The 22,221-nt window shown below is 63.3% G+C and carries 26 protein-coding genes; 3 read left to right on the top strand and 23 right to left on the bottom strand.

Annotated elements, in window-relative coordinates; all coding sequences use genetic code 11:
• Positions 1 to 28: 28 nt before the first annotated feature.
• The 8 genes from ubiE to ACX36O_RS04565 form a co-directional block, all read right to left on the bottom strand.
• Positions 29 to 760 (bottom strand): bifunctional demethylmenaquinone methyltransferase/2-methoxy-6-polyprenyl-1,4-benzoquinol methylase UbiE, encoded by a 732-nt coding sequence (gene ubiE / locus ACX36O_RS04600; protein WP_091818034.1) that lies wholly within the window; start codon positions 758 to 760, stop codon positions 29 to 31.
• A gap of 61 nt (positions 761 to 821) precedes the next feature.
• Positions 822 to 1,250: a gamma-butyrobetaine hydroxylase family protein gene (locus ACX36O_RS04595; RefSeq protein ID WP_371686947.1), complete on the bottom strand. Its 429-nt coding sequence runs from the start codon at positions 1,248 to 1,250 to the stop codon at positions 822 to 824.
• A 30-nt stretch (positions 1,251 to 1,280) separates the two neighbouring features.
• Positions 1,281 to 1,871, bottom strand: coding sequence for a recombination mediator RecR (recR, locus tag ACX36O_RS04590; RefSeq protein WP_371686946.1), 591 nt, complete (start codon positions 1,869 to 1,871; stop codon positions 1,281 to 1,283).
• 16 nt (positions 1,872 to 1,887) lie between these two features.
• A complete protein-coding gene (locus ACX36O_RS04585) occupies positions 1,888 to 2,223 on the bottom strand; it encodes a YbaB/EbfC family nucleoid-associated protein (protein WP_091818040.1) in 336 nt (111 codons plus the stop codon).
• Between the two features lie 58 nt (positions 2,224 to 2,281).
• Positions 2,282 to 4,540 carry a DNA polymerase III subunit gamma/tau gene (gene dnaX / locus ACX36O_RS04580; protein WP_488360115.1) on the bottom strand — a complete coding sequence of 753 codons (2,259 nt, stop codon included), beginning with the start codon at positions 4,538 to 4,540 and terminating at the stop codon, positions 2,282 to 2,284.
• A gap of 50 nt (positions 4,541 to 4,590) precedes the next feature.
• On the bottom strand, positions 4,591 to 4,734 hold the full coding sequence (locus ACX36O_RS04575) for a DUF2474 domain-containing protein (protein WP_213360065.1): 144 nt from the start codon (positions 4,732 to 4,734) through the stop codon (positions 4,591 to 4,593).
• Position 4,735: 1 nt separating this feature from the next.
• Complete coding sequence (cydB, locus tag ACX36O_RS04570; protein WP_213360063.1) at positions 4,736 to 5,743, bottom strand: cytochrome d ubiquinol oxidase subunit II; 1,008 nt, start codon at positions 5,741 to 5,743, stop codon at positions 4,736 to 4,738.
• Between the two features lie 15 nt (positions 5,744 to 5,758).
• A complete protein-coding gene (locus tag ACX36O_RS04565) occupies positions 5,759 to 7,180 on the bottom strand; it encodes a cytochrome ubiquinol oxidase subunit I (protein ID WP_488360114.1) in 1,422 nt (473 codons plus the stop codon).
• A 115-nt stretch (positions 7,181 to 7,295) separates the two neighbouring features.
• On the opposite strand from ACX36O_RS04565, the gene ACX36O_RS04560 reads away from it, so the two are divergent.
• The 3 genes from ACX36O_RS04560 (at position 7,296) to ACX36O_RS04550 (ending at position 9,852) form a co-directional block, all read left to right on the top strand.
• Entirely contained in the window at positions 7,296 to 8,687 is a 1,392-nt protein-coding gene (locus ACX36O_RS04560; protein ID WP_488360113.1) for an aminotransferase-like domain-containing protein, read from the top strand.
• Between the two features lie 81 nt (positions 8,688 to 8,768).
• Positions 8,769 to 9,107 carry a CidA/LrgA family protein gene (locus ACX36O_RS04555; protein ID WP_488360112.1) on the top strand — a complete coding sequence of 113 codons (339 nt, stop codon included), beginning with the start codon at positions 8,769 to 8,771 and terminating at the stop codon, positions 9,105 to 9,107.
• Positions 9,097 to 9,852: an LrgB family protein gene (locus ACX36O_RS04550; RefSeq protein ID WP_488360111.1), complete on the top strand. Its 756-nt coding sequence runs from the start codon at positions 9,097 to 9,099 to the stop codon at positions 9,850 to 9,852. Before ACX36O_RS04555 ends, ACX36O_RS04550 begins: the two co-directional genes overlap by 11 nt.
• A 455-nt stretch (positions 9,853 to 10,307) precedes the next feature.
• Here ACX36O_RS04550 and ACX36O_RS04545 read toward each other — a convergent pair whose 3' ends face one another.
• From ACX36O_RS04545 to ACX36O_RS04475, 15 genes are all read right to left on the bottom strand, one after another.
• Positions 10,308 to 12,926: a glycoside hydrolase family 24 protein gene (locus ACX36O_RS04545; RefSeq protein ID WP_213360054.1), complete on the bottom strand. Its 2,619-nt coding sequence runs from the start codon at positions 12,924 to 12,926 to the stop codon at positions 10,308 to 10,310.
• Positions 12,927 to 12,935: 9 nt separating this feature from the next.
• Positions 12,936 to 14,204 carry a hypothetical protein gene (locus ACX36O_RS04540; RefSeq protein ID WP_213360051.1) on the bottom strand — a complete coding sequence of 423 codons (1,269 nt, stop codon included), beginning with the start codon at positions 14,202 to 14,204 and terminating at the stop codon, positions 12,936 to 12,938.
• Between the two features lie 95 nt (positions 14,205 to 14,299).
• Complete coding sequence (locus ACX36O_RS04535) at positions 14,300 to 14,509, bottom strand: hypothetical protein (RefSeq protein ID WP_213360048.1); 210 nt, start codon at positions 14,507 to 14,509, stop codon at positions 14,300 to 14,302.
• Entirely contained in the window at positions 14,506 to 14,736 is a 231-nt protein-coding gene (locus ACX36O_RS04530) for a hypothetical protein (RefSeq protein ID WP_213360045.1), read from the bottom strand. The genes ACX36O_RS04535 and ACX36O_RS04530 overlap by 4 nt, the downstream gene beginning before the upstream one ends.
• Positions 14,723 to 15,148 carry a DUF5681 domain-containing protein gene (locus ACX36O_RS04525; protein ID WP_213360042.1) on the bottom strand — a complete coding sequence of 142 codons (426 nt, stop codon included), beginning with the start codon at positions 15,146 to 15,148 and terminating at the stop codon, positions 14,723 to 14,725. Before ACX36O_RS04525 ends, ACX36O_RS04530 begins: the two co-directional genes overlap by 14 nt.
• A 62-nt stretch (positions 15,149 to 15,210) precedes the next feature.
• The gene (locus ACX36O_RS04520) at positions 15,211 to 15,471 is read right to left on the bottom strand and encodes a hypothetical protein (RefSeq protein WP_213360039.1); all 261 of its coding nucleotides are present in this window, start codon (positions 15,469 to 15,471) and stop codon (positions 15,211 to 15,213) included.
• Positions 15,468 to 15,884 carry a single-stranded DNA-binding protein gene (locus ACX36O_RS04515; RefSeq protein ID WP_213360037.1) on the bottom strand — a complete coding sequence of 139 codons (417 nt, stop codon included), beginning with the start codon at positions 15,882 to 15,884 and terminating at the stop codon, positions 15,468 to 15,470. Before ACX36O_RS04515 ends, ACX36O_RS04520 begins: the two co-directional genes overlap by 4 nt.
• Positions 15,881 to 16,417 (bottom strand): hypothetical protein, encoded by a 537-nt coding sequence (locus tag ACX36O_RS04510; protein WP_213360035.1) that lies wholly within the window; start codon positions 16,415 to 16,417, stop codon positions 15,881 to 15,883. The genes ACX36O_RS04515 and ACX36O_RS04510 overlap by 4 nt, the downstream gene beginning before the upstream one ends.
• Before the next feature lie 97 nt (positions 16,418 to 16,514).
• On the bottom strand, positions 16,515 to 18,917 hold the full coding sequence (locus ACX36O_RS04505; protein WP_213360033.1) for a DUF3987 domain-containing protein: 2,403 nt from the start codon (positions 18,915 to 18,917) through the stop codon (positions 16,515 to 16,517).
• Entirely contained in the window at positions 18,914 to 19,123 is a 210-nt protein-coding gene (locus ACX36O_RS04500; protein ID WP_213360032.1) for a hypothetical protein, read from the bottom strand. The genes ACX36O_RS04505 and ACX36O_RS04500 overlap by 4 nt, the downstream gene beginning before the upstream one ends.
• Entirely contained in the window at positions 19,120 to 19,395 is a 276-nt protein-coding gene (locus ACX36O_RS04495; RefSeq protein ID WP_213360031.1) for a hypothetical protein, read from the bottom strand. The genes ACX36O_RS04500 and ACX36O_RS04495 overlap by 4 nt, the downstream gene beginning before the upstream one ends.
• On the bottom strand, positions 19,392 to 19,670 hold the full coding sequence (locus ACX36O_RS04490) for a hypothetical protein (protein ID WP_213360029.1): 279 nt from the start codon (positions 19,668 to 19,670) through the stop codon (positions 19,392 to 19,394). The genes ACX36O_RS04495 and ACX36O_RS04490 overlap by 4 nt, the downstream gene beginning before the upstream one ends.
• The gene (locus tag ACX36O_RS04485) at positions 19,670 to 20,029 is read right to left on the bottom strand and encodes a hypothetical protein (protein ID WP_213360027.1); all 360 of its coding nucleotides are present in this window, start codon (positions 20,027 to 20,029) and stop codon (positions 19,670 to 19,672) included. The genes ACX36O_RS04490 and ACX36O_RS04485 overlap by 1 nt, the downstream gene beginning before the upstream one ends.
• Positions 20,030 to 20,440: 411 nt before the next feature.
• Positions 20,441 to 20,710, bottom strand: a complete 270-nt coding sequence (locus tag ACX36O_RS04480; RefSeq protein WP_488360110.1) for a helix-turn-helix domain-containing protein — start codon at positions 20,708 to 20,710, stop codon at positions 20,441 to 20,443.
• A 645-nt stretch (positions 20,711 to 21,355) separates the two neighbouring features.
• Positions 21,356 to 22,171, bottom strand: coding sequence for a KilA-N domain-containing protein (locus ACX36O_RS04475; RefSeq protein ID WP_213360020.1), 816 nt, complete (start codon positions 22,169 to 22,171; stop codon positions 21,356 to 21,358).
• Positions 22,172 to 22,221 lie beyond the last annotated feature (50 nt).

Raw genomic sequence — 22,221 nt, 5'->3', positions numbered from 1 at the left:
CGATTGCAATGGCTGTGTTACCGATGCATCAGCATTTGATGCCGACGTGCAGAGCCACCACACCCGCCGTCAGGTTGTGGTAGTCCACATGGCCGAAGCCGGCCTGTTTCATCAGGCCCTTGAGTTCTTCCTGGCCGGGGTGCATGCGGATGGATTCGGCCAGGTAGCGGTAACTGTCGGCATCGCCGGCCACCAGCTGGCCCAGGCGCGGCAGGATGTTGAAGCTGTACCAGTCGTAGGCTTTCTCCAGCGGCTTGGCCACCTTGGAGAATTCCAGCACCAGCAGCTTGCCGCGCGGCTTGAGCACGCGGTTCATTTCCTTCAGGGCCGCATCCTTGTGCGTCATGTTGCGCAGGCCGAAGGCCACGCTGACCACGTCGAAATGGTTGTCGGGGAATGGCAGCTTTTCGGCATCGCACACCACCGTGGGCAGCACCAAGCCCTTGTTCAGCAGGCGGTCGCGGCCGGTGCTGAGCATCGCAAAGTTGATGTCGGTATGCACCACCTGGCCGCTGCTGCCCACTTTCTTGGCAAAGGCCAGCGACAGGTCGCCGGTGCCACCGGCGATATCGAGCGCGCGATCGCCCTCCTTCAGGTTGGCCACCATCAGGGTGTAGGCCTTCCAGGCGCGGTGCAGGCCGCCCGACATCAGGTCGTTCATGACGTCGTACTTGGAGGCGACGGAATCGAACACGCCGCGCACGCGCGTGGCCTTGTCCTTCTCGTCGACGGTTTCGAAACCGAAATGGGTCTGGCTCATGGGGGGAGTTCCTTGGCGGAAAATGGGGGCTAAGGGCGATTCTACGCTGCGAGGGGGCCTGTCAGTGGCCGCAGCCGCCGCTGCCGCAGCCCTGGGCGGGCTTCAGGGAAGGCAATTCCTCGTCGCGCGAGGCGCCGGCCGCCTGCAGGCGCTGCTCGTATTCGGCCCACAGGCGCGGCTGCTCGGTACCGAGCCAGTAAAGATAGTCCCAGGAAAAGATGCCACTTTCATGCCCGTCGCTGAAACGCGGCTGGATCGCGTAGTGGCCGACCGGCGCGAGATCGACGATGTCGACCAGGCGCTTGCCGGTCTGCAGCACTTCCTGGCCGGCGCCATGACCCTTCACCTCGGCAGACGGCGAATAGACACGCATCAGCTCGAAGGGCAGCAGAAAGGTCTTGCCGTCGGCAAAGGCCACCTCGAGCTGACGCGAGCGGGCGTGGACGGTGATGTTGGTGGGTTGCGGCGTATCGGGGGTCAGGCCAGCCATGGAAAGCTCCGGTCAACAGGGAAGACCGCCTCAGCGGCGGTCGTGCAGGGCATGGGCAATGGTACCGAGATCGACATATTCGAGTTCGCTGCCGGCAGGAACCCCGCGTGCCAGGCGGGTCACCTTGAGGCCGCGCGCCTTGAGGCGCTCGCTCAGCACATGGGCTGTGGCCTCGCCTTCGGCGGTGAAGTTGGTGGCCAGGATCACTTCCTGCACCAAGCCGTCACTGGCGCGGTCGAGCAGACGATCCAGGCCGATGTCCTGCGGGCCGATGCCATCGAGCGGGCTGAGCTTGCCCATCAGCACGAAATACAGGCCCTTGAAGGCCTGGGTGCGCTCCAGCGCGGACTGGTCGGCCGGGGTTTCGACCACGCAGAGCTTGCTGCGGTCGCGGCTGGCATCCAGGCAGGTGTCGCACACCTCCTGTTCGGTGAAGGTGTGGCACAGACGGCAATGGTGCACGCTGTCGCACGCATGCTGCAGCGCCTGCGCCAGCTGGCGTGCACCGGCGCGGTCATGCTGCAGCAGATGAAAGGCCATGCGCGAGGCCGACTTGACGCCCACCCCCGGCAGGCGCCGCAATGCCTCGACCAGTACCTGGAGCGCGTGTGCCTGGGCCACTACTTGTGTCGCCCGTTCAGAACGGGAACTTCATGCCGCCGGGCAGACCGGGCATGCCGGCCGGCATGACTTTGGACATCTTCTCCTGGCTGACTTCCTCCGCCTTGCGCACAGCGGCGTTGAAGGCGGCTGCCACCAGGTCTTCCAGCATGTCCTTGTCGTCTTCCAGCAGGCTGGGGTCGATCTCGATGCGCTTGACGTCGTGCTTGCAGGTCATGGTCACCTTGACCAGACCGGCGCCGGATTCGGCCTGCACCTCGACGTTGGCCAGTTCATCCTGGGCCTTCTTGAGGTTGTCCTGCATGGCCTGGGCCTGCTTCATCAGGCCGGCGAGTTGTCCCTTGTTGAACATGGAATTGCCTTTCGTAGCTTGTGTGTGTGGATGGGAGACTGGTGCCCTTGGCTGGCGCTCAGGCGCCTTGCGGACCAGGCTCCCGGGTAAACCGGATGGACCCCGCAACAGGCTGCGCGTCCAAGTCGCGCATCATAGCCTGAACATACGGATGTCCGATGAAGGTCTGTTCGGCGCGCTCCTGCTCGGCGGCGCGTGCCTTGGCCAGACGCAGGCCGGGCGTATCGACGACACGGCCGCACTCGATGCGCAGCAGCACCGCGTGGCCCAGCTCGGCCAGCGCACCTTCGAGGCGCTTGCGGCTGCCTTCGTGGTTGAGGGTCTCGTTTTCGACACGGATGGTCCAGAGGGCCTGGGTGGCATCTGCCTCCTGGGCTGCCTGCTGCAGCAGTTGCGATTGCAGCAGCAGTTCGCGGGCGATGCCGGTCAGCAGGCTGCGCTCGATCAGGGTTTCGGCCAGGGCGTGCCAGGTTTCTCCGAGCTCGGTGGGAACCAGGCGGCGGCCGCTGGGCGGGGTCGCGGTGCTAGGCGGACGCTCGATGCGGGGGGCGGGAAGCTCCACGACCGGGAGCACCAGGGTAGCCTCGCCTTGCTGCGGGAGCGGCATGCGGTCCGGCTGGGGATGGGGCTGTGCCAGCGGCTGGCCTTCGTCCTGCGCCTGGTATTCGGGGGGAATGTCCTCCCAGGGGGCGATGGAGACCGGGGCTGACGGCGGGGCAACCTGCCGCGTTGTCGCTGGCGGACTGTCTTGCGTGCCTCCTTCTGCCTCGGGCGGCATGGCTGCAGGTTCGTGCGGTGTTGCCCCGGTGGCGCCGTTTTCACTGCAGGATTCCGGGTCTTCTGCGCTGCGGGTTTGGGCCTCCACCGACTGGGCGGCATGCTCCGATACGGCTGGCATCCGGACCTCTGTCGATCCGGATTCGGCTCGCGGCGCAATGCCGGGCGCGGGCATCACCTCTGCTGTGTCCGACTGCGTTCCGGCCGGAACGATGCCAGCTCCCGAGGCAGGTGCAGGTGCAGGTGTAGGTGCAGGTGCAGGTGCAGTTGCAGTTGCAGTTGCAGGTGCCGGAGCCGGAGCCGGAGCCGGAGCCGGAGCCGGAGCCGGAGCCGGAGCCGGAGCCGGAGCCTCCAGATTATTCAGAGTTTTTTTTTCAGCCGTGCTGCCAAGCGCAGCAGCCGGTACCGTCTGCACACCCTGCCCCTGGGGCTGCTGGAACGCCAGCAGACGCAGCAGGATCATGGTCAAGGCGGCATATTCGTCGGGCGCCAGACCCAGTTCGTTGCGGCCATGCAGGCACAGGCTGTAGAGCAGCTGGGTCTCGTCCGGGGGCATGAGTGCCGAGAGGCGGCGGATTTCGGCTTCATCGGGGTTTCCGTCATCGCCGGCCTGGGGCACCATCTGCCACACGGCCATGCGCTGCAGGATGCGCGTCATGTCTTCGAGCGCATGTGCCGCCGACAGGCCATGCATCTGCAGGGCCTCTACCACTTCCAGCACCTGGGCCGGGGCGCGCCCTGCCAGTGCCTCGATCAGGCGGAATACATAACTGCTGTCCACGCTGCCGAGCATTTGGCGAATCGACGCGAGTTGCAGGCCTTCCGCCCCGCCCTGCCCCGCGCTGAAGGCAATGGCCTGGTCGGTTAACGACAGGGCATCGCGCATGGAGCCACGCGCAGCACGCGCCAGCAGGTGCAGCGCACCGGGATCAGCAGTGATCTGCTCCGCCTGCAGCACGTGCTGCAGATGCTGGAACACGGTCTCCGGCACCATGGGCCGCAGATTGAACTGCAGGCAGCGGCTCAGCACCGTTACCGGCACCTTCTGCGGATCGGTGGTGGCCAGCACGAATTTCAGGTACTCCGGCGGCTCTTCCAGCGTCTTGAGCATGGCGTTGAACGCCGTATTGGTCAGCATGTGCACTTCGTCGATCATGAAGACCTTGAAGCGCCCCTGCACCGGCTTGTAGACAGCCTGTTCAAGCAGCCCCTGTACCTCGTCCACGCCGCGGTTGGAGGCGGCATCAAGCTCGGTGTAATCGACAAAACGGCCGGCATCGATCTCGGTACAGGCCTGACAGACGCCGCAAGGCTGGGACGTGACGCCGCCCTGCCCGTCCGGCCCCGTGCAGTTGAGCGACTTGGCCAGGATGCGCGAGACGGTGGTCTTGCCGACGCCGCGTGTGCCGGTGAACATGTAGGCGTGATGCAGGCGCCCGGTCGTCAGCGCGTTCGTCAGCGCCTGCACGACATGCTCCTGCCCCACCATTTCGGAGAAGGTCTTGGGACGGTATTTGCGGGCGAGCACCAGATAGGACATGGCGCTATTCTAATCGCGGGGATGACGGCCGCCGGCGCGCCCTGTACTGCTCATCGCGTCATGCCGGCAGCCTGCATGATGAACCGCATGAGCAGCGCCGCAGCGCCCAGCGCGGCAATGCTGCATGCCCAGATCGCTGCCAGCCAAAGGAGGCGTCTGGTCCATCCATATGCAGGCGGGACAGGCTTCTTCATCTCAGTGGTACCCCTCGCCTGCCTTCACCTTGCCACGGAATACGTAGTAGGACCAGGCTGTATAGGCCAGGATAAAGGGAATGATCAGCAGTGCACCAACCAGGGCGAACCCCAGACTCTGTGCTGGTGCGGCAGCGTCCCAGATGGAAATCTCCGGCGGCAGGATATTGGGCCAGATGCTGATCACCAGCCCGGAGTAGCCCAGGAATACGAGGATCAGCGACCAGACGAAAGGAGCTGCATGCGGGGTGCCGGCCAGCGATCGCAGAATCGCCCACACCGCCACTAGCACCAGCACGGGAACCGGCGCAAAGTACAGTATCCGTGGCCAGCCAAACCAGCGCTCGGCGATGGCCGGATGCGCCAGCGGGGTCCAGATGCTGACGATCAGGATGATCGCAAGCGTGGTCAGGAGGATAGGACGCGCCATGGCCTTGACGCGTTCCTGCAGCCGGCCTTCAGTCTTCAGGATGAGCCAGGCAGCACCCAGCAGCGCATAGGCCACCACGACGCCCACGCCGGTGAACAGGCTGAACGGGCTCAGCCAGCTCATGGCATCTCCGACGGCAACGCCATTCACCACCCGGTGCCCTTCCAGGAAGGCGCCCAGTATCACGCCCTGGAAAAATGCCGCCACGAACGAGCCCGTCATGAAGGCCTTGTCCCAGAACGGCTTGTGGGCTTCGTCCGCCTTGAAACGGAATTCGAAGGACACGCCACGCAGGATCAGTCCGGCCAGGAAACACAGGGCCGGAATGTAGAGCGCGCTCAGGAGAATGGCATAAGCCTTGGGGAAGGCGGCCATCAGGCCGGCGCCGCCCAGCACCAGCCAGGTCTCGTTGCCGTCCCAGACCGGAGCGACGGTATTGACCATGGTGTCGCGGTCTTCGCGGCCCGGAATAAAGGGAAACAGGATGCCGATGCCCAGATCGAAGCCGTCCATGATGACGTACATCATGATGCCGAAACCGATGATCAGGAACCAGATGAGGGGGAGATCGATGCCCATGGTGTGCCTCTCGCTTCAGGGTGCCTTGTGGTTGGGGAACAGCGGTTCATCGACCGCGGAAAGTGGGCGTGCAGGCCGGTGCAGAAGCACAGACGCGTCTGGCGCGGCATGCTCGTCCAGCCTGTCGGGCCCCTGTTTTACCAGTCTCAGCATGTAGGCAATGCCCATGCCGAAGATGGCGAAATACATCACGACCAGAATCAGCAGCCCGATGGACAGGGTCATGGGCGAGTGGTTGGACACTGCGTCCCGCGTACGCATCAGGCCATACACCACCCAGGGCTGGCGACCCACCTCGGTCACGAACCAGCCTGCCAGCAGGGCGATCAGCCCGGACGGCCCCATCCAGAGCGCGAACCGGCTCAGCGCCGGACTGTCATACAGCCGGTCGCGCCAGCGCGCCCAGGCGCCATGCAAGCCGAGCAGCAGCATCAGCATGCCCAGACCCACCATGATCCGGAACGACCAGAACACGACGGGGGAGTTGGGACGGTCTTGCGGCGCGAACTCCTTGAGCCCGGGAATCTGGCCGTCCAGCGTGTGGGTCAGGATCAGGCTGCCCAGATGGGGCACCTCCAGTTTGTAGCGGGTGGTTTCGGCCTGCATGTCAGGCATGCCGAACAGGATCAGCGGCACGCCTTCCCCCGGCTTGTTCTCCCAATGGCCTTCCATGGCGGCAATCTTGGCCGGCTGGTGCTCGAGGGTGTTGAGACCATGCAGGTCGCCGATGAAAACCTGCAGCGGCGCGGTGAAAAACACCATCCACAGCGCCATGGAGAACATGCGCTTGACGGCGGGCTGCCGGTTGCCACGCAGCAGGTGCCATGCACCGGATGCGCCAACGAATAGCGCCGTCGAGAGCATCGCGGCTGTCACCATGTGCGCCAGACGATACGGGAAGGAGGGATTGAAGATGACCGCCATCCAGTCCACCGGGACCACCACGCCGTTGATGACCTCATGGCCTTGTGGCGTTTGCATCCAGCTGTTGGAAGCCAGAATCCAGGTGGCCGAAACCAGCGTGCCGAGCGCCACCATGACTGTGGCGAAAAAGTGCAGGCCGCGCCCCACCTTGTTCCAGCCAAACAGCATGACACCGAGAAAACCGGCTTCGAGAAAGAAGGCCGTGAGCACCTCGTAGGCCAGGAGCGGGCCGGTAATGCTGCCGGCAAACTGGGAATAGAAACTCCAGTTGGTGCCGAACTGGTAAGCCATGACCAGACCCGAGACCACGCCCATGGCGAAGTTCACCGCGAAGATCTTCGACCAGAAATGATAGAGCTCCAGATAGGCGTCATCCTTCTTCCATAGCCAGAGGCCCTCCAGCACGGCCAGAAACGCGGCCAGGCCGATGGTGATGGCCGGAAAGAGGATGTGAAAGGAAATCGTAAACCCGAACTGAATACGGGCAAGGTCGAGTGCGCTGAGATCCGTCATGATATATACATACACAGTTAAATTGTATGGATTTTGTATGGTAGACTTCAGCCATTGTAGTGGCATCCGCATCCATTGACAACCCATAACTCGCGGCAAGATCCGCTCCGATGACATGAAAGATGCAATCGAGATTCCCTGGCTCAGACCGCTGTCGGAGGGAGCCGGCCCGCGCTACCTGCAAATTGCCGATCTGATCGATGACGCCATCCACTCGGGCAAATTGGGAGCCGGCGACCCGGTACCCTCCCAGCGTTGGCTGGCGGCCAAGCTCGGCGTCGACCTCACGACGGTGACGCGCGCCTACACGGAAGCACGCAACCGCGGCCTGATCGCCTCCTTCAGCGGCCGCGGCTCTTTTGTGGTCGGCCCCGCCGATCCGGCGCAATCGGGCCGCATCGACCTGAGCATGAACACGCCGCCGCAGCCGGCAGACCATTCGATGGCGGAACACATCCGCAAGGGGTTGCAGGAAGTTCTGGCGCATCAGCCCATCGACACCCTCTCGCGCTATCCGAGCGAGGGCTCACGCCGCTGCGCCATTCAGGCAGCCCAGGCGTGGCTGCGACCGGCGCTCGGCGACTTGGACAGCGCTCATCTGATGCTGTGCGAAGGGGCTCAAGCAGCCCTCTTTGGCATCCTGCTGACCGAGGCACGGCGTGGCGAAACGGTGTTGTGCGAAGCGCTGACCTACCCCGGCTTCCTGCAGGCCGCCCGCCGGCTCGGCCTGCGCATAGTGGCACTCGAAGGGGACGAGGACGGAGTATTGCCCGATGCCATCGAGCGGGCGCACAGCGCGTTCGACGCCCGATGGCTCTACCTCAACCCGACCCTGCACAATCCCACCACGCGGACCATGCCTGAAAGCCGGCGCAAGGATGTCGCCAACACAGTGCAGCGGCTGGGGATGACCCTGATCGAGGATGATCCCTACCGGTACCTGCTGGGCGACGCGCCACCGCCAATCGCCGCACTGAACGGCGGAATCGGGACGTATTACCTGGCATCCTTATCCAAATGCCTCTCCCCCGCCCTGCGTACCGCCTTCGTACTCCCCCCCAGGGGACAGGAGAGCAGCTCGCTGCAGGATGGTCTGCTGGCCGCCAGCATGGGCGGCTCCCCCCTGCTGACAGCCCTCGCCGAACACTGGTTGCGCAGCGGCGCAGCCCGGCACCTCGTGCAGGAAATCCAGCGCGAGGCGCGCGCCCGCCAGAGCCTGGCGCGCGCTTTGCTTCCGGCGGGCGTACAGGCCCATCCCACTGGGCTGCACGTCTGGTTGACGCTGCCGGACCATTGGAATCAGCACCTGTTTGCCCATGCCCTCGATGGGGCCGGCATCAGCGTGGCCTGCGCCGAGGCTTTCAGCGCCGAAGCCGGAGCAGTAGACCATGAGGTACGCCTCTCGCTGGGCGGCGCCAACGACCACGCGGCGCTGGCCAGGGCATTGCGAACCATTGCCGACCTGCTTCCCAAAAACATCCGCCGAGGCTCCCATGGCATTGTCTGACCGGCTTCGAACCTGCGCTTGCGGAAAAGCAAGCAGAACCCCTCGGGAGCCAAGACCATGATACGCGCACTGACCATACTCTTGCTGCTGCAACTGGCCGGAGACATCCTGGCAAGGCTGCTGCAACTTCCGTTGCCTGGCGGCCTTGTCGGCATGCTGTTGCTGCTGGGCGGGCTGATGGTTCGCGGGCGTCTGAGCCCGGAGCTGCAACAGACCAGCCAACTGCTGCTGCAGAACCTGATGCTGCTGTTCATTCCGTTCATCGCCGGCATTCTTGCGCAGCTTGAACACGTGCGTGCGCAATGGTTACCCTTCGTGGCCGCATGCGTGCTCGGCGCCCTGGTTTCGCTGCTGGTCACCGCCTGGACATTCCGCTGGATGCTGGCACGTCAGGAACGCAGGTCCCGCCATGGCGCATGATCCCTCCTCCCTGCTGGCACAGGCAGGCAACTGGCTCATGCACATTCCTGGCGACGCGAACCTGTTCTGGATCAGCGTGACGCTGATTGCCTATGCCTCGACGATGGCACTGTACCGCCGCAGCCGGGCTCATCCGTTGATGCTGCCGGTGGTAACCGGCACCGCCATGGTCGTAGCCCTGCTGGTGGCAACGGACACCCCCTACCCGCACTACCTTTCGGCGGTCTCGCCGCTGGTGTTCATGATCGGGCCGGCGACGGTCGCCCTGGCGGTGCCCTTGTTTGGTCAGGTACCGCGTCTCAAGACGCTGTGGAGGCCGGTGATGGTTGCATTGCTCGCGGGTTGCGTGGTGGCGATGGGGTCTGCCTGGCTGATTGCCTGGGTCTTCGGCGGCAACGCACAGACCCTGATCTCGCTGGTCCCGAAGTCATCCACCATGCCGATCGCCACCAGCCTGAGCCAGCACTTCGGCGGACTGGTGCCACTGGCTGCCGCGGCGGTTGCACTCACGGGAATCTCCGCCACCATGCTGTCCGGCCCGGTTCTTCGCTGGTTCTTCGGACCGCTCGACGACGCGGCGCATGGGTTCGCACTCGGACTGAGCGCGCACGCAATCGGTACCGCGCGTGCATTGCAGATCAGCGAGACAGCAGGGGCTTTCGCGGCGATGGCGATGAGCCTCAATGGCCTGATGACCGCATTGCTGATGCCGCTCGTGGCCGCAGGGATTGCGGCGTACAGATAGCGCCGAAGTCCTTGGGCGCAGAAACGTCATACCCCGAGCAAGAAAAAGGCCAGCTCTCCTGAGGAGACTGGCCTGCAATCGGACTTCCTGGAAGCCTATCGAATTGTAAATTGGTGCGGTTGTCGGATTCGATATACGATCACAACTTATTGTTTTTCATGTAAATTTTTCCAATAAGACAGGCAAAGTACCAACAAAAATACCAACAAACTCGTTTGATACCCCCTGCCTGGCAGTGGCGTCCATGCACCACGCCAAGCCATAGGGCATCCTCATCGTGCCAGGCCGGTTTCTGGACCATTGGGTCAGCTCATGTCCAAATGAAAATCCCGATCTGAAAATCCAAATATGGGCCTAATGGCACCCCCGTAAACCCCCAATACCTATTCCAACCTCATTTTGAAATGAAATACGGGGTATATACACCCCCGTAAACCCCGAAACCAGAAGAGGCATCATCGGGGCGATTCGGCCGGATCAGGCGTCTCCCTCTTCTGGCCAAACAGAAGCGCGGCGACACCAGCCGGGACCGCCGGCGTAGACACTTGCCTGGCGGCCGGAACAACCAGGGCCGGCGCCACCTGCGTGGCCGCTTTCTCCTGCGCCATGCGCACCAGCACGCTGATCTGATCGCCAATCCCCAGCAGCTTGAGTTTGCCGCCCAGACCACCCAGCGCGTCGAGAGCCTTGCCCACCATCATGGCGCCCGTGTTGCTGTTGTTCACGGCGCTGCCGGCAGGCTGGACCTGGACATAATCGGCCACCCGGCCCAGCGCCTTCAGGCCCTCGATCTCCTCCGGGGAGAAAAACGCCTTCAGCTTCTCGGGACCGAACAAGGCAAGCCCCCGGCGATAGCCTGCTGCACTGAACTTGGCCACTTCGTCCGGCGCGCCGTTCACGGCCTTCTGCTTGATGGCGTGCAGCATGCCATTGCGCACCACCTCGAAGGCCTCCGGGCTTTCCTGCTTCAGCACAGCCGCCAGGCGCGATACTTCGTCAACCTTGGCGCTGGATCCGATGTGCTGCCGGATGAAACCGTCAGGCGTGAGCGTGCCATCGTGCAGTGCTCGCAAGGCCGGGATGCGCTCGATCTTGCCCATCATGTTCCGGTTGGCCGTGCGCGCCAGGTTGAAAGCAGCGATGGCATCATCACCCGCTTGCGCCACCTGGCCAGCTGCCGGCATCACAGGTGTATCGTCAAGCGCCTGCCGTACCAGCCCCAACGCCATGCGCTGCTGCCCGTCGCTGGTATTGCGCTGCAGCTTGCCGATCACGGTCTTGAGCTGCTCGGCATAGTTCACATCGAAGGGCACTTCACCCATGGCAATGCGGTTGAGGTGGGTTTCCACACCCTTGGGCAAGGCGTGGCCCAGCAGGTTATCGTCCAGCAACTGGCTGGCCTGCTTGGTAAAGGTTGCGCCATCGAGCTGCACAGCCCGGCCAGAGGTGTCGCGCGCAGCGGTGTACAGGTCATTCACCGCCGCCTTCTGCCCAGTCAGCCAACCATCGAGGGCATCTACCGCCCGCTGGCCGGTCTGGTATTCGTCCAGGGCCTGCCCGGCGCCGAGCTTGTTCAACTGCTCCAGCAGTGTGGCGTTGTTCTGGTTCTCCAGCGCGGCCAGGCCCTGCGCGTCCGGGTTGCCACTGTTGGCACCCACTTTCGCCAGGTTCTTCTCACGCGTGAGCTGCACCGGGTCCAGCGTGAGGGTGCCGCGTGTCGGCGTAGTTCCGACCGTGCGGAAGTCCACCAAGCGGCGCAGCGCATCCGGCGATAGATCGTCTCCGGTCTTCAGCGCCTGCTGCACGTCGGCCCGAATGCTCTGGCGGACTTGCTCGGGGATCTGATCCCAGTCCATGCCGCCACTCTTGAGGGCCGCGCTGATTTCCACGTCCAGCCGCTGCGGCTGGCCTACCGACCGCGGAGCAACCGCCCTTGCTGCGGACTTTACGCCCTGCGCGACACGCTGCACGGCACCGGGAGCAGTCGCGCCGGCAAGGCCACCGCCCAGAGCCGCCAACGTCTGCACCACCGGCCCGGCGCCTCCCTCCCGCGCTGCGCCACCAGCAGCACCAGCCCCCGCACCAGCTGCAATCTGCTGAACGGGGTTTGCTGCAAGAGCCTTCAGTGAGCCGGACACCACGGGGCTGGTGGCTACTTGCGCCAGTCGCCCAGCAGTACCGGCCACGCCGGCGCTGCCGGCCATCAGCCGCGTGGCATCGGCCACAACCCGCTCGGTTGCGTTTTCCGGCTTCGGCAGACCCAGCCAGTCGGCCACGCCAGCCACAGCCTGGCTGCTGGACTGGTTGGCCAATGGTGCGCCTACAGCGCCGGCCACCTTGTTCTGCACGTACCTGATCGGCTCAGTCACGATATCGGCCGCGCTTGCCAGCCCCTCGATGCCATGGCGGACTGTTAGGCCTGCCTGTCGGCCCAGCTCCTGGAAGAATCCTCGTTTTGGAGCCTCTGGCACCAGGGCCATATAGGGGTTGTCCTGCGCGCGCACGGGCGAGGCTTGGGGGGCGCGCGGCTGCTGCTCCGGTTTCGGTACCAGTGCCAAATAGGGGTTGCTCATGGGAGTGACTTTCGGTTGAGTGGGTGCCGGTGCCGGGGATGGTGCGCCAAGCGCAGAAGCTACGAAAGCGGCCGATTTTCGCGGCTGGGCATAGGGGCTGCTCGGCAAGCTCGCCCAGATGCGGCCGGTCTTGGCTACGGCACGATCAAAGCGGCCCTCGAGCACATCGCCAAGCGCCCCGGCCTGTCGGATCAACTCCAGGGCGCCAAGGTCTTGACTGCGCGGGCTGAAGTCTTTAAGGCCCAACTGCTTGGCCAGGCCGTCCCACGTTGATGCGAGAAACTGGTATGCGCCGGCAGCGCTGGTTCGGTTCACCTTCCCATCAGTCTGGCGAAACTCCCGGGTGACCCGCGGGTGATCCGCCAGGCTCGCTATCTGAGAGCCGCCGAAGCCCACGCGGTAAGGGTTGCCGCCGCCCTTCTGCAGGGTGCCTTCGGCCTGAGCCAGCATGCGCAGGAAGCGCTGAGCATTTGCGTTTGACAGCGCAGTATTCAGATCCATGACGCCCCCTTACAGCTTGCTCGGGTCTACACCGTTTTGCCGCAGCATCGCTTCCACAGCTGCGCGCGGCGCCCCCTTGCGCAAGGCTTCCCGCGCCATGTTCAGGTGCTGGCCAGCTGATGGACTTGCCTGCCGACCGGTTCCGGTACCGGGCGCACCAGCCCCGCCACCTGCCCCGCCGACAATGCCCGCCTGGTACGACTGCAGATTTGGCACCTCGGCCAGCATGCCCTTGATTGCGATCTCCCGGTTCCGGGCCTTCTGCGCAATGACTTGGGGAGAGTCGCCAATCTGCGGGAAGTATTGGCGCTCCGCATTGGAGAATTCAGAATCGGAAATCACAGCGCCAGACTCCCGGCGAAGCACCGCATTGATGAAGTCGCGTTTTGCCTGATCCAGTCGCTGATGCTGCGGCCCTTGCACAGCGCTGACAACATCCCCCACGATAGGCAGGCGCGATCCAGGAATGGAGGTGTTCACGCCGGAACGGCCCAACTCCGCCACGATGGCATCCGCCTCTTGCGCACGGGTTCCGAATAGAAGCGCCTTGGACTGGCCTTCGGTGAGGGCCTTATCCGTGCCCACCTTCGTGGGACCGATGACGGGCTGGCCACCCTGTCCGGTTACAGGAGCGGCGCGGCCGGTGCGTCGATCGATCAGCAGAACGCCGCCGCTTCCATCCTGGAACACCTCGTTGCCGCCGTAGCGCATCGAATCACGGTCCTTTTCGGCCTGGGCATAGTCCTTTTGCGCCTGCGCCTGCTCCTTGTTCCCGAACAGCCAGGCCAGTTTCGGATCAGCCACGGTCATGGATCCTGTCGCCTGGTGCATCACACGGCCAGTGTTCCCGACCGACTGCATGGGCATGTACTGGGTACCCGGCTTGGCCAGCGTGTTGTACCGGTTCATGAGGTCGACGTTACCCACGTTGGCGGCTGCAAGGGTGGTCATGTCGGTGTTCAGGCCCGTCTGCATGGCGTCGGCCGCCTTGCTCGGATCGCCGCCGATGAACTGCCAGGCTCGGATCATCCGCTGCTGGCTGGGCGAGAAGCCTTCCGGAACCGGTCCCATGCGGTTCTGGTTCGTCATCATCTGGTCTTGTGCCTCGGCACCATACTTGTTGCCGTGCATGTTGTGCGCATAGATTTGCGCCTGCTTCAACGCGGCTTCCTGCTCGGCCTGCGCTCGCAGAAACGGAGCCTGAGCCATGGCCGTAAAGATGCTTCCAAACCCGTCGCCGGCCGCCTTCCATGCCTCAGCTTTCGTGATGCTTGCCATATTCCCGCCTCCAATCACTTGAAACCAGTACCGATGGCGCCAAACCGGCGCCTGTAGCAATTGAACCCCAGGCGGCAGAGGCTCGGGGAAAATTGTCAAACCGCAGGCGATGGCTGGTAGCGATTGAGGGTCAGCCGGATGACTGGGCGGCCGCGGCCTTCAAACGTTTTGACCCGACCGTCAAAGGCCGCCAGGTCTGCAGGGGAGCCGGCTTCAGGCGCCACCATCACGATGGCTGTCAAAAGGCCGGCGCGCCAACCACCAGCCCGCTCGAGCTCAGATACACGCTTTTGCAGACCCTTCATGTCGTACCCCCATCCTCACCAGATCGCTGCATCATTGCCTCCCATTCGGATTCGGCCATCGCTTCCGGTACCACCAGGAACGAGCCGTGCCGCCCCTGAGCCACTGCCCGAGCCACCGCATCAGCTGAGCCTTCGCCGGGCTTCATCATCACCACGCCACCAGCCACCTGTGCAGCCTTGTGCAGGTCCTTCTCCAAGGCGGCCAGGCGTGCGCTAAGGGTTGCCATGGCTCCGCTCCAGTTGCTCGATCCTGCGGGTCAGCTCATCGATTTCCGCCACGCGCGCCAGCTGGCCAATGGCGGCAACGAGCTGGGCACCTTGGCCAGGAGCCAGCACGCCAGCGGACACCGCGGCGAGAACGGCCCGCCCCTGATCTGTCAGCGTTCCATCGGGCAAGGTAAGGGGCTGGGGTGGCTCTACAGCCTTCAGGGGCGCCACGGTTCGCTCGAGCAGCAGCCGCGCCGCCTGCACGTCGCCGCCAAGTGCCTGATCGGTCAGCTGCTTGATGATGGCCGGCACATGGGCGGCAATTGCCTTGCGCAACTTGCCAACTTCACCGGACCCCTTGGGCCGACCGGCCGGGTTTCCGGACTGCCCAGGCTTCCAGGGTGGCGAAAGGGATTTTTTGCTGCTGCTCATGGTGTTCCCATCATGCTCAATCACCGGTGCACCTGCCGATTTTTGGCAGTCGCGCCAGACAGTCAGTGCGGCATCAGGTGCCGGCCTTCCTTCATCTCCAGATAGGTGGCCTCGTACTGCACAACGCGCTGGACCAATCCCGCCATCATCTCGCCCGAGACCTCCAGCAACTCTGACATGGCGGCGGCATTGACCGGCACCATGCCATCGTCCGGTTCCTCTGCGGCTACGATCTTGATGAACCGGGCGACCAAGTTGCAGTCATTGATCAGCTTGGAAACCGCCTGCTGTTCGTTCTCCTTCATTTCGACTACCTCAATCACGGGTTCCACTGATCGCCATCATCCGGCCACTGGCCGCCGCTGTTCGGCAGGTAGTTGCCATGCTGGCCGCCGTCCTGCTGCTGACCGTCATCACCCTGCACGCGCTGGCGCTTCTTGCGCAAGTGGTACATGGTCAGCACCTGCTGTACCTGCATGTCGAGCGCCGGATGTGCCAGCCCCTCCCTATCCGTCCAGGTCTTGGGCGTGATGCTGCCAGCCGCCGCAACTGGGTCGCCATCGCCCAGCGCCAGAAACTGGCTGGCCGCATCGCCAAACACAATGCAGGACACGAACAGGCTTTCACCTGCTGCCGTGGCCGCCCGTATCTTGCCCAGCGCAAACACCCGGCCCCGGCTGTCCGTTCGGCTCTGTGGCTGGCCGTACACCTTGCCTGCAATCAGTCCATCAATCATTTCCTTCCCCCTTTCGCTGCCCACGGTACCGGGGCCTCTTCATAGCTGCGCCATAGGGCGGCGCCAATACTGCATCGCTCGCCGCGCCGCCTGCCAGCCGTTTTGCACTGGAGGCAATGAGCGTGGTGGTCCAGGTAAGCCCGGTCCAACTCGCGCCAGTCCAGGAAGGTCGGATCGTTCGCTGGCTCGCGTTGTTCGCTCCCTGTCGGGGCTGACTGGTGTGGTTGCACCGGGATCGGCCCATAGTGACTGCAGAAGTGATCAATCCACCCCTGCCGCTCGTCCGCCGCCAAGCTCGCGCAATCGTCCAGCATCTGCCGGCGCGCCCTCGGACCATCACCCAACGCGAAGCACGCACGCAATGCGGCCATGCCCAAGTGCTCCAAGGTCGGATACGGCACACCATTGAGCTGCCGAACCAACACCGGCGTGATTGCGCCGCCGCATGGCTGTTGAGGCTGCTCCAGCTTGGCAACGGCCTTCGTCGCCGAATGCGCCTCCTCGCGCTCCTTCAACCTTGTAAGCCAGCTCATGATGACCTCCGAATGTTGGAATATGCCCATATACACACCCCCGCAAACCCCTTAAACCAGATTTCGGGGTTTAGGGGGCTGGATGCCGTAGCGGAATTCAGGATTTCCATAAGTCCTCCGCCTTCGGGTTAATCGCCCAGGTTTCTGCCGGCCTGCCTCCCTTTTCGCCAGCAGGCGTAACGATGCAGCGGACCCATCCGTATTCCTCAAGCATGGCCGCTGCACGCTTCACATCCTCGGTCGTGGAAAGCCAAGCCCATCCGTTCTGCTGCACCTGCTTCAGCTTGAAGCCGTCTGTCACCTTGCCCTGCCGGATCTTCACAAGCAGAGCATCAGCTGCAGCCGAATCTGGCTGCGTGGCGGCCGCATAGACGCGCGTGGCATGGCTTCGCAAGTAGTCGCCCCAAGCGAAAGCACGCAGCAGCTCAGCTGCCCCCACAGTCTGCGGAGCGTCCGGCGTATCCACCAACGCGAACACCAGGGCAAGCGCAGGAATCAGCTTGCGGTACTTGGACAGATGGCTTTCCATAGCCACGTGCAGTTCACCGCTGCGCAGCTCAGTTTCAAGTTCCCGCCACCACTCATAGAACAGCGTTTGCGCCTCATCATCGAACCGCCAGACTTCTGGCTCATCATCCAAGGGCTCAAGCTTGGCCAGGCGATCAAACACTGCATTAGCATCCTGGCGTGCGCTGGCGCTCGGATGCTGGTCCACGATCCTGAAATCCCGGCCCGCATCCGGCCATACCGCCATGCCAAAGCGCTGCAACAGTCCGTCATCGCCAGCACCCCCGCTGGTGGCGCTGCGCACATACTCCTGCAGCCGCGCTGGCTGAATCCCGCCCAGCAAAGCCAGGCACACGCGCGGGATAGTGGTTTCTCCTCGCCCAATCCGGTCAAAGGTGTACCCTTGGTTGCCGTCGTAGGCTTGCAGGTAAAAGGCACGTGCACCCTCCTGCCCCTGCTTGTCCATGCCCGCTAGCAGCCCGTGCAGTTCGTCGCGATAAGCCAGAAGCCCCCAAGGGTTGGCTGTCAGCAGTTCTCCCAGCTTCTCTACTGTGGCATCGTTCACTACGAAGCGGCGCATCCGCGGTTCTGGTGGCGCTTCCACAGGGGTAAGCAGATGTCGCGCCCGTGCTGGATCCTTGATGGCCACCTTCTTGGCTTCGCTCTCGCTTGCCGCGGCCTGCAGATCTGCCACCCGACAATCCAACTTCCAGGCATCGTGCTCTGCCTTCCACTGTTCGCGCTCATTCGCTTCCAACCTTGAAAGCGGCTTCATCACCTCGGACAAGGTCGGGCTTTTCATGCTGCCCGGCCTTCCCGCAATCAGGCCCCATAAGACTGGAACCACGCGCCAATCGTCATACCTCTTGGGCTGGATTACCGCACGCGCGCCGATGAGGCTGGAAAGCGCCACAACTGCCCCCACGGCCGCAAAGTCCGGCGGTTGCTGCATCCGGTAGGAAATATCGCCGACCCACCACCGCAGGCCATGGGGCAAAAGCTCCAGATCAAAAGGCAGTACAGCTGGCAATGCGCACGGCAGCGGCTCCGGGTCTGGCCAATTCTCCGCATCAGCTACGTTGGGCAAGGCGGCGGCTTCAATACAGGCCCGCACGTCCTCCAGCCCCTGCAACTGGTGCAGGTCGTTGAAGTCGGTAGCGCCTGCCGGTCGGTCGGCAAATGCCGGTACCGCCAAACGCCCGCCAACAGCCTTGGCCGCGTCGTTCGCCTTGGTCAGGCCCGGATTGCCCGGCGTGGCGTGGTCGTCGTCAGCCGCCACGATGATCTGTAGGCCCGGGTGTCGTTCATGCAGCGCCTGCGCCACCGCCTGCAGGTTCCCCGCGTTGAAGGCCACCGCCACAGCGTGGCCGGTCGCTTCGTGGATGCTGGCCCCGGTTGCGTAGCCTTCGCACACCACGATGACGCCTGCAGGCTTGCCAATGGCGTGGTAGCAGCCAGTCACGCGCCCGCCGACGTGGAATCGCTTGCTGCCGTCCGCCGTGATTGACTGCAGGCTGTGCAGTGCGCCGGTCGTATCCCGCAGCGGTACCAACAAGGCATTGCCGTTCTGGCGCAGCACGTATGCCTGCACACCCTTGCGCGTCAGGTAGGGGTGGCCGGTGCAGGGGCTGGCCTGCTCCCAGCGTTGCGCGGCTGCCTGCTGGGCCTCTTGCTGCTGGCGCTGCCGCTCGGCATCCCGCTGGGCCTGCATGGCCTTGATGCGCTGCCGGTGGGCATCCCGTTCGGCTGGCGTCATGGCGTTGTCGTCCTTGCCGCACCAGGTCTGTGTGTAGCCCTGCCGCCAGTCGCCAAAGCTGCCAGCCGGTACGCCGTCCAGGTGAAGGCAGTACCAGCCCGCCATGTCGCTGCTCTTGCCGTTGCTGCTGCAGCGGTGGATGGATCCGTCGGCCTCGATGTGATCGGGTGGTGTCAGGCCAGCCGCTGCCATGGCTTCGCGGAATTGCTCGATGGTGTCTGTCTCGACGGTCATCATGCCCGCCCTCCAATCTGTTTCAGGAAATCCCGCACTTCGTCCAGGTTCGCCAGCGGCTTGCAGTAGCCCCATGCGCTGGCGTAGTACTTGGGCTGGCCGGTGTGCAGGTCGGCCACCTGCCGCAGCGCGTGGCCGCGCTCTCGGTATGCCAGCACCAAGCGGGCAAATTCGCCCGTGGCTGCGTCGTTGGTGTCGGTCTTGCTCATGGCCGCGCCTCCGTGCGTCTGCGCTGCTGGCGGGCCTTGCGTGCTGCCAGCGCCCGGTAGATGGTCCTGCCGGTCATGGCCGCGTCGTTGGCCGCCTCCAGCCCCGGTGGCTCTACCTCAAAGCCGATGGCCTGGGCGTGGGCCTGCAGGTAGGCCACACCAGCCGCTGCCGCTTCGCCTGCCGTGCGGTAGGTGGTTGGCATCCTCTCGCGCCGCAGCAGTGCGGCACTGGTGCCGCTCCATGCGGTGTAGATGGCAAGTCGGAAGGTCATGCCCCGCCTCCCTTGCCTAGCTTCAGCGTCATGTTGTGGATGGTCTCCAGCTCATCATGGATTGCCGATATGGCGTCTCCGGCCAGCTCGGCGATGGCCTTGGCCATGGGCAGACTGGCGAACTGCAGAGACCCCGTATCGCCATGCTCCGTGCGCTGCATCAGCATTCCGGCCAACTGGTCGATCTGGTACAGCGACTCCAGGGCAATCGCCATTCGTTCCTCGCACCAGTAATCCGCATTGCTGGCCGGGGTGGTGGTGGTGGTCGTGGCCATCACGCTGCACCTCCATTCCTGGCATCGCCCCATGCCTTGATGCGTCGCAGCGCCATGTGGTCCGTATAGCCGCAGTCGATGGCCTCCGCTGTGCAGTCGATGGTGTTCTGCATGTCCTGGGCAAGCGAACGGATGACGCTGAAGGCGTGCGCCAGCGGCTCGGTATTGAGTTGACCGTTCGGGGTCTCCATCGCCAGCAGTGCAAGGCGTGCCACTCCTGCGATTTCGTCAAACGCCTGATGCGCGTAGCCGGTGATTTCTTCGACGGCCAGTCGCAGTTGCTGCGTGCTGGGCTGATGAGTGTCGCCAGCGGTGGACGTGGCGGTGCTTGCGCTCGGTGCGCGGGTCTTGGTTGTCATGGTCAGGCTCCTTCGGGAACGATAGGGAAGCCACCTGCTGCCTTACGAAGGGCATAGGGTGGGCAGGATGTTCGTAACACGTCCGAAGCCGTGCCGCCGCCCTTACGGGTAGGCGCATCCTGCCCGCAACCGTGACGGCTGGACGTGGATACACCACGGCCCGCCTGTGGTTCGGACATGACAAAACGCCGCTTGTCGGTGGGCGTTGCAACCGCTTCGGATTTGGTGTTACGAGCACCAGCGCCTTTCAGCGCCGGGGATATTGTGGCATGGGCTGGATGACTCGTGCAAGTGGTCAAGGCGATGGCCGCCAGGGTTGCCAGCGTGAAGGTGAACACGTCACAATGGCGCGTCAGCTTGCTTTGCACAGCCGCCCGGTATGCTCCCCAGCGCCGGGCGGTTTTCCTTTGGTCAGCTCGCTGCATGGCTGGCCTCCTTGTCCACGAAGAACAGGCCCACGCGGTGCAGTTCGCCCGCTTCGGTTTCCTGCTGCACCCAGCTCATGGCAATGCCGACGCCTTCCCGGTGGCGCAGCTCGTGGATGCGTGCATTGGCGTCGTAGCAGTCAAGCAGCCGGATCAGCTCGAAGCTCGTGCAGGCTGCGTGAGACAGCGCCTCCTTGATCCGCTGGCGCTGGCTGTCAGCCCGATTCCCGGGGAACCGATGAAGGACACCGGCCAATAGCGACCGCTTGCATGGCGTGGTCGTGTGGATTGGCAGGCAGCTCATTGCGTCGCTCCCTGCTGTGAAGCAAGCCACGCATTGATGGCCGAGACGTTGAACAACGTTACCCGCGGCCCTGCCTTCACAGGCCGAGGAAAGTCGGTCCGGTGTTTGACCCAGTGCCACAAGGTCGTTGGGCTGATCTTCAGCAGGTCGCAAATGTACTGTGCGCGCTCCCACTGGGGCGCTTGTTCTGCCGGGATCTCCGGCTTAGGTTCGTTCGTGCGTTTTGCCACTGTGGCCTCCTGGTTAAGTTGACAGGCACAAGTAGAAGCCAGGACGCAACCCCCGCCGGATTTTTGTCACTTATCGGCCCTTGCCGATGCAAGCCATACGCTGTGCTAGTTCTCAAGTTCTAGCAAGCGACATTGAAAAACCCAAACTAGCGGACCCCAAGAGCCCGAAAATCTCCTTTCTTTCAATGGCTTACTCCATGAATTTTTTCTTTGTGCCGACGATCCATGCCGGCACCTCGGGCCGTCGAAGTGGACCGCACAGGCAACAAAAAAGCCCACCTAAACAGTGGGCCTTTGGGTCAATGGCCTAGGGTGCTACCGGCGGAACGCGCGTACCGCCTGGGAGCAGTTGACTGGGAAATGCTGGTTATGCCGACTTTTTGTGCTTACGCTTGTTGGCGGCAGGCTTCTGCGGCGTTGACTCTGAAGTCAGCAGCAGCATCTTGTCCAGTACGGGCAACGCCGCTGGGTCACGCGGTTTGAAGTAGCTGACAGCCTTTTGCGGCATCCACCGTTCGGCCATGAGTTTGCGGAAGAGAGGCAAGTGCTCAATGTCGTACAGATTCGCCTCCACTTCACGTCCATCTGGGAAGGTGTGCGTGTATTTGTCGACTGATTTAGTATCGACTCCAAGCGTTTCACGCAACTCTTTGCACAGCATCTTCGCCTGAGAGATGTCCGGCATGAGGTTTTCAGGCATGGTGTAGCCGTGGCTTTCCATGGGGCCAAGCAGGTAGATGGCCATCTCCTGGAGAACTGAAAACTTATTCGATGGCACCTTGTGGTTGTTCAGCACATGGCGCTCAAGGTGATAAGGTAGCTTTCCTGGACGGACTTTTCCGCTCATCCAGTCAACCACCCATTTCGACACCATGACAGCGAACTTGGGGGAAAGCCACTGCGCCAGGTGGATGGCTACCTGGGGATGGACCCACGTACCTTGCTGCGTAGGATCGCCTCCCTTAACTACTTGATTTAATTCCGATATGGGAATTCCCATATCGGAGCTGAGCGCCGCCAGAAAGTCCGAAGTAGTCTTCAAACGCAGGTAGTCTGCCATCAGCTTGTCGCACGCCTTGCACATGGCAGTTGCGTTGATGTAGCCGTCTGCAGCGCGCTGCTCGATGACGTTGTCGTTTACTTTGTGGGGGATGAGGGAGAGAGAGTATTGATGGTCTGGCATCTTGGTACAAAGTTAGCACAGCGGCTAAATTTTGTAACAGAGGCAGGTTT

Source organism: Brachymonas sp. KE5, assembly GCF_057773645.1.
This window is presented reverse-complemented; position numbering and strand designations above follow the sequence as displayed.

Bases quoted from the DNA above. Each gene is read 5' to 3' on its own strand.
- ACX36O_RS04535 (WP_213360048.1), bottom strand. From the start codon at position 14,509: ATGAAGGGTCTGCAAAAGCGTGTATCTGAGCTCGAGCGGGCTGGTGGT.
- ACX36O_RS04475 (WP_213360020.1), bottom strand. From the start codon at position 22,171: ATGCCAGACCATCAATACTCTCTCTCCCTCATCCCCCACAAAGTAAAC.
- ACX36O_RS04525 (WP_213360042.1), bottom strand. From the start codon at position 15,148: ATGAGCAGCAGCAAAAAATCCCTTTCGCCACCCTGGAAGCCTGGGCAG.
- ubiE (WP_091818034.1), bottom strand. From the start codon at position 760: ATGAGCCAGACCCATTTCGGTTTCGAAACCGTCGACGAGAAGGACAAG.
- ACX36O_RS04510 (WP_213360035.1), bottom strand. From the start codon at position 16,417: ATGAGCTGGCTTACAAGGTTGAAGGAGCGCGAGGAGGCGCATTCGGCG.
- dnaX (WP_488360115.1), bottom strand. From the start codon at position 4,540: ATGTCCTATCTGGTGCTCGCCCGCAAATACCGTCCCAAGACCTTCTCC.
- ACX36O_RS04585 (WP_091818040.1), bottom strand. From the start codon at position 2,223: ATGTTCAACAAGGGACAACTCGCCGGCCTGATGAAGCAGGCCCAGGCC.
- ACX36O_RS04515 (WP_213360037.1), bottom strand. From the start codon at position 15,884: ATGATTGATGGACTGATTGCAGGCAAGGTGTACGGCCAGCCACAGAGC.
- ACX36O_RS04485 (WP_213360027.1), bottom strand. From the start codon at position 20,029: ATGACAACCAAGACCCGCGCACCGAGCGCAAGCACCGCCACGTCCACC.
- ACX36O_RS04540 (WP_213360051.1), bottom strand. From the start codon at position 14,204: ATGGCAAGCATCACGAAAGCTGAGGCATGGAAGGCGGCCGGCGACGGG.
- ACX36O_RS04560 (WP_488360113.1), top strand. From the start codon at position 7,296: ATGAAAGATGCAATCGAGATTCCCTGGCTCAGACCGCTGTCGGAGGGA.
- ACX36O_RS04550 (WP_488360111.1), top strand. From the start codon at position 9,097: ATGGCGCATGATCCCTCCTCCCTGCTGGCACAGGCAGGCAACTGGCTC.
- cydB (WP_213360063.1), bottom strand. From the start codon at position 5,743: ATGGGCATCGATCTCCCCCTCATCTGGTTCCTGATCATCGGTTTCGGC.
- ACX36O_RS04530 (WP_213360045.1), bottom strand. From the start codon at position 14,736: ATGGCAACCCTTAGCGCACGCCTGGCCGCCTTGGAGAAGGACCTGCAC.
- ACX36O_RS04490 (WP_213360029.1), bottom strand. From the start codon at position 19,670: ATGGCCACGACCACCACCACCACCCCGGCCAGCAATGCGGATTACTGG.
- ACX36O_RS04575 (WP_213360065.1), bottom strand. From the start codon at position 4,734: ATGAAGAAGCCTGTCCCGCCTGCATATGGATGGACCAGACGCCTCCTT.
- ACX36O_RS04495 (WP_213360031.1), bottom strand. From the start codon at position 19,395: ATGACCTTCCGACTTGCCATCTACACCGCATGGAGCGGCACCAGTGCC.
- ACX36O_RS04595 (WP_371686947.1), bottom strand. From the start codon at position 1,250: ATGGCTGGCCTGACCCCCGATACGCCGCAACCCACCAACATCACCGTC.
- ACX36O_RS04500 (WP_213360032.1), bottom strand. From the start codon at position 19,123: ATGAGCAAGACCGACACCAACGACGCAGCCACGGGCGAATTTGCCCGC.
- ACX36O_RS04545 (WP_213360054.1), bottom strand. From the start codon at position 12,926: ATGGATCTGAATACTGCGCTGTCAAACGCAAATGCTCAGCGCTTCCTG.
- ACX36O_RS04565 (WP_488360114.1), bottom strand. From the start codon at position 7,180: ATGACGGATCTCAGCGCACTCGACCTTGCCCGTATTCAGTTCGGGTTT.
- ACX36O_RS04505 (WP_213360033.1), bottom strand. From the start codon at position 18,917: ATGATGACCGTCGAGACAGACACCATCGAGCAATTCCGCGAAGCCATG.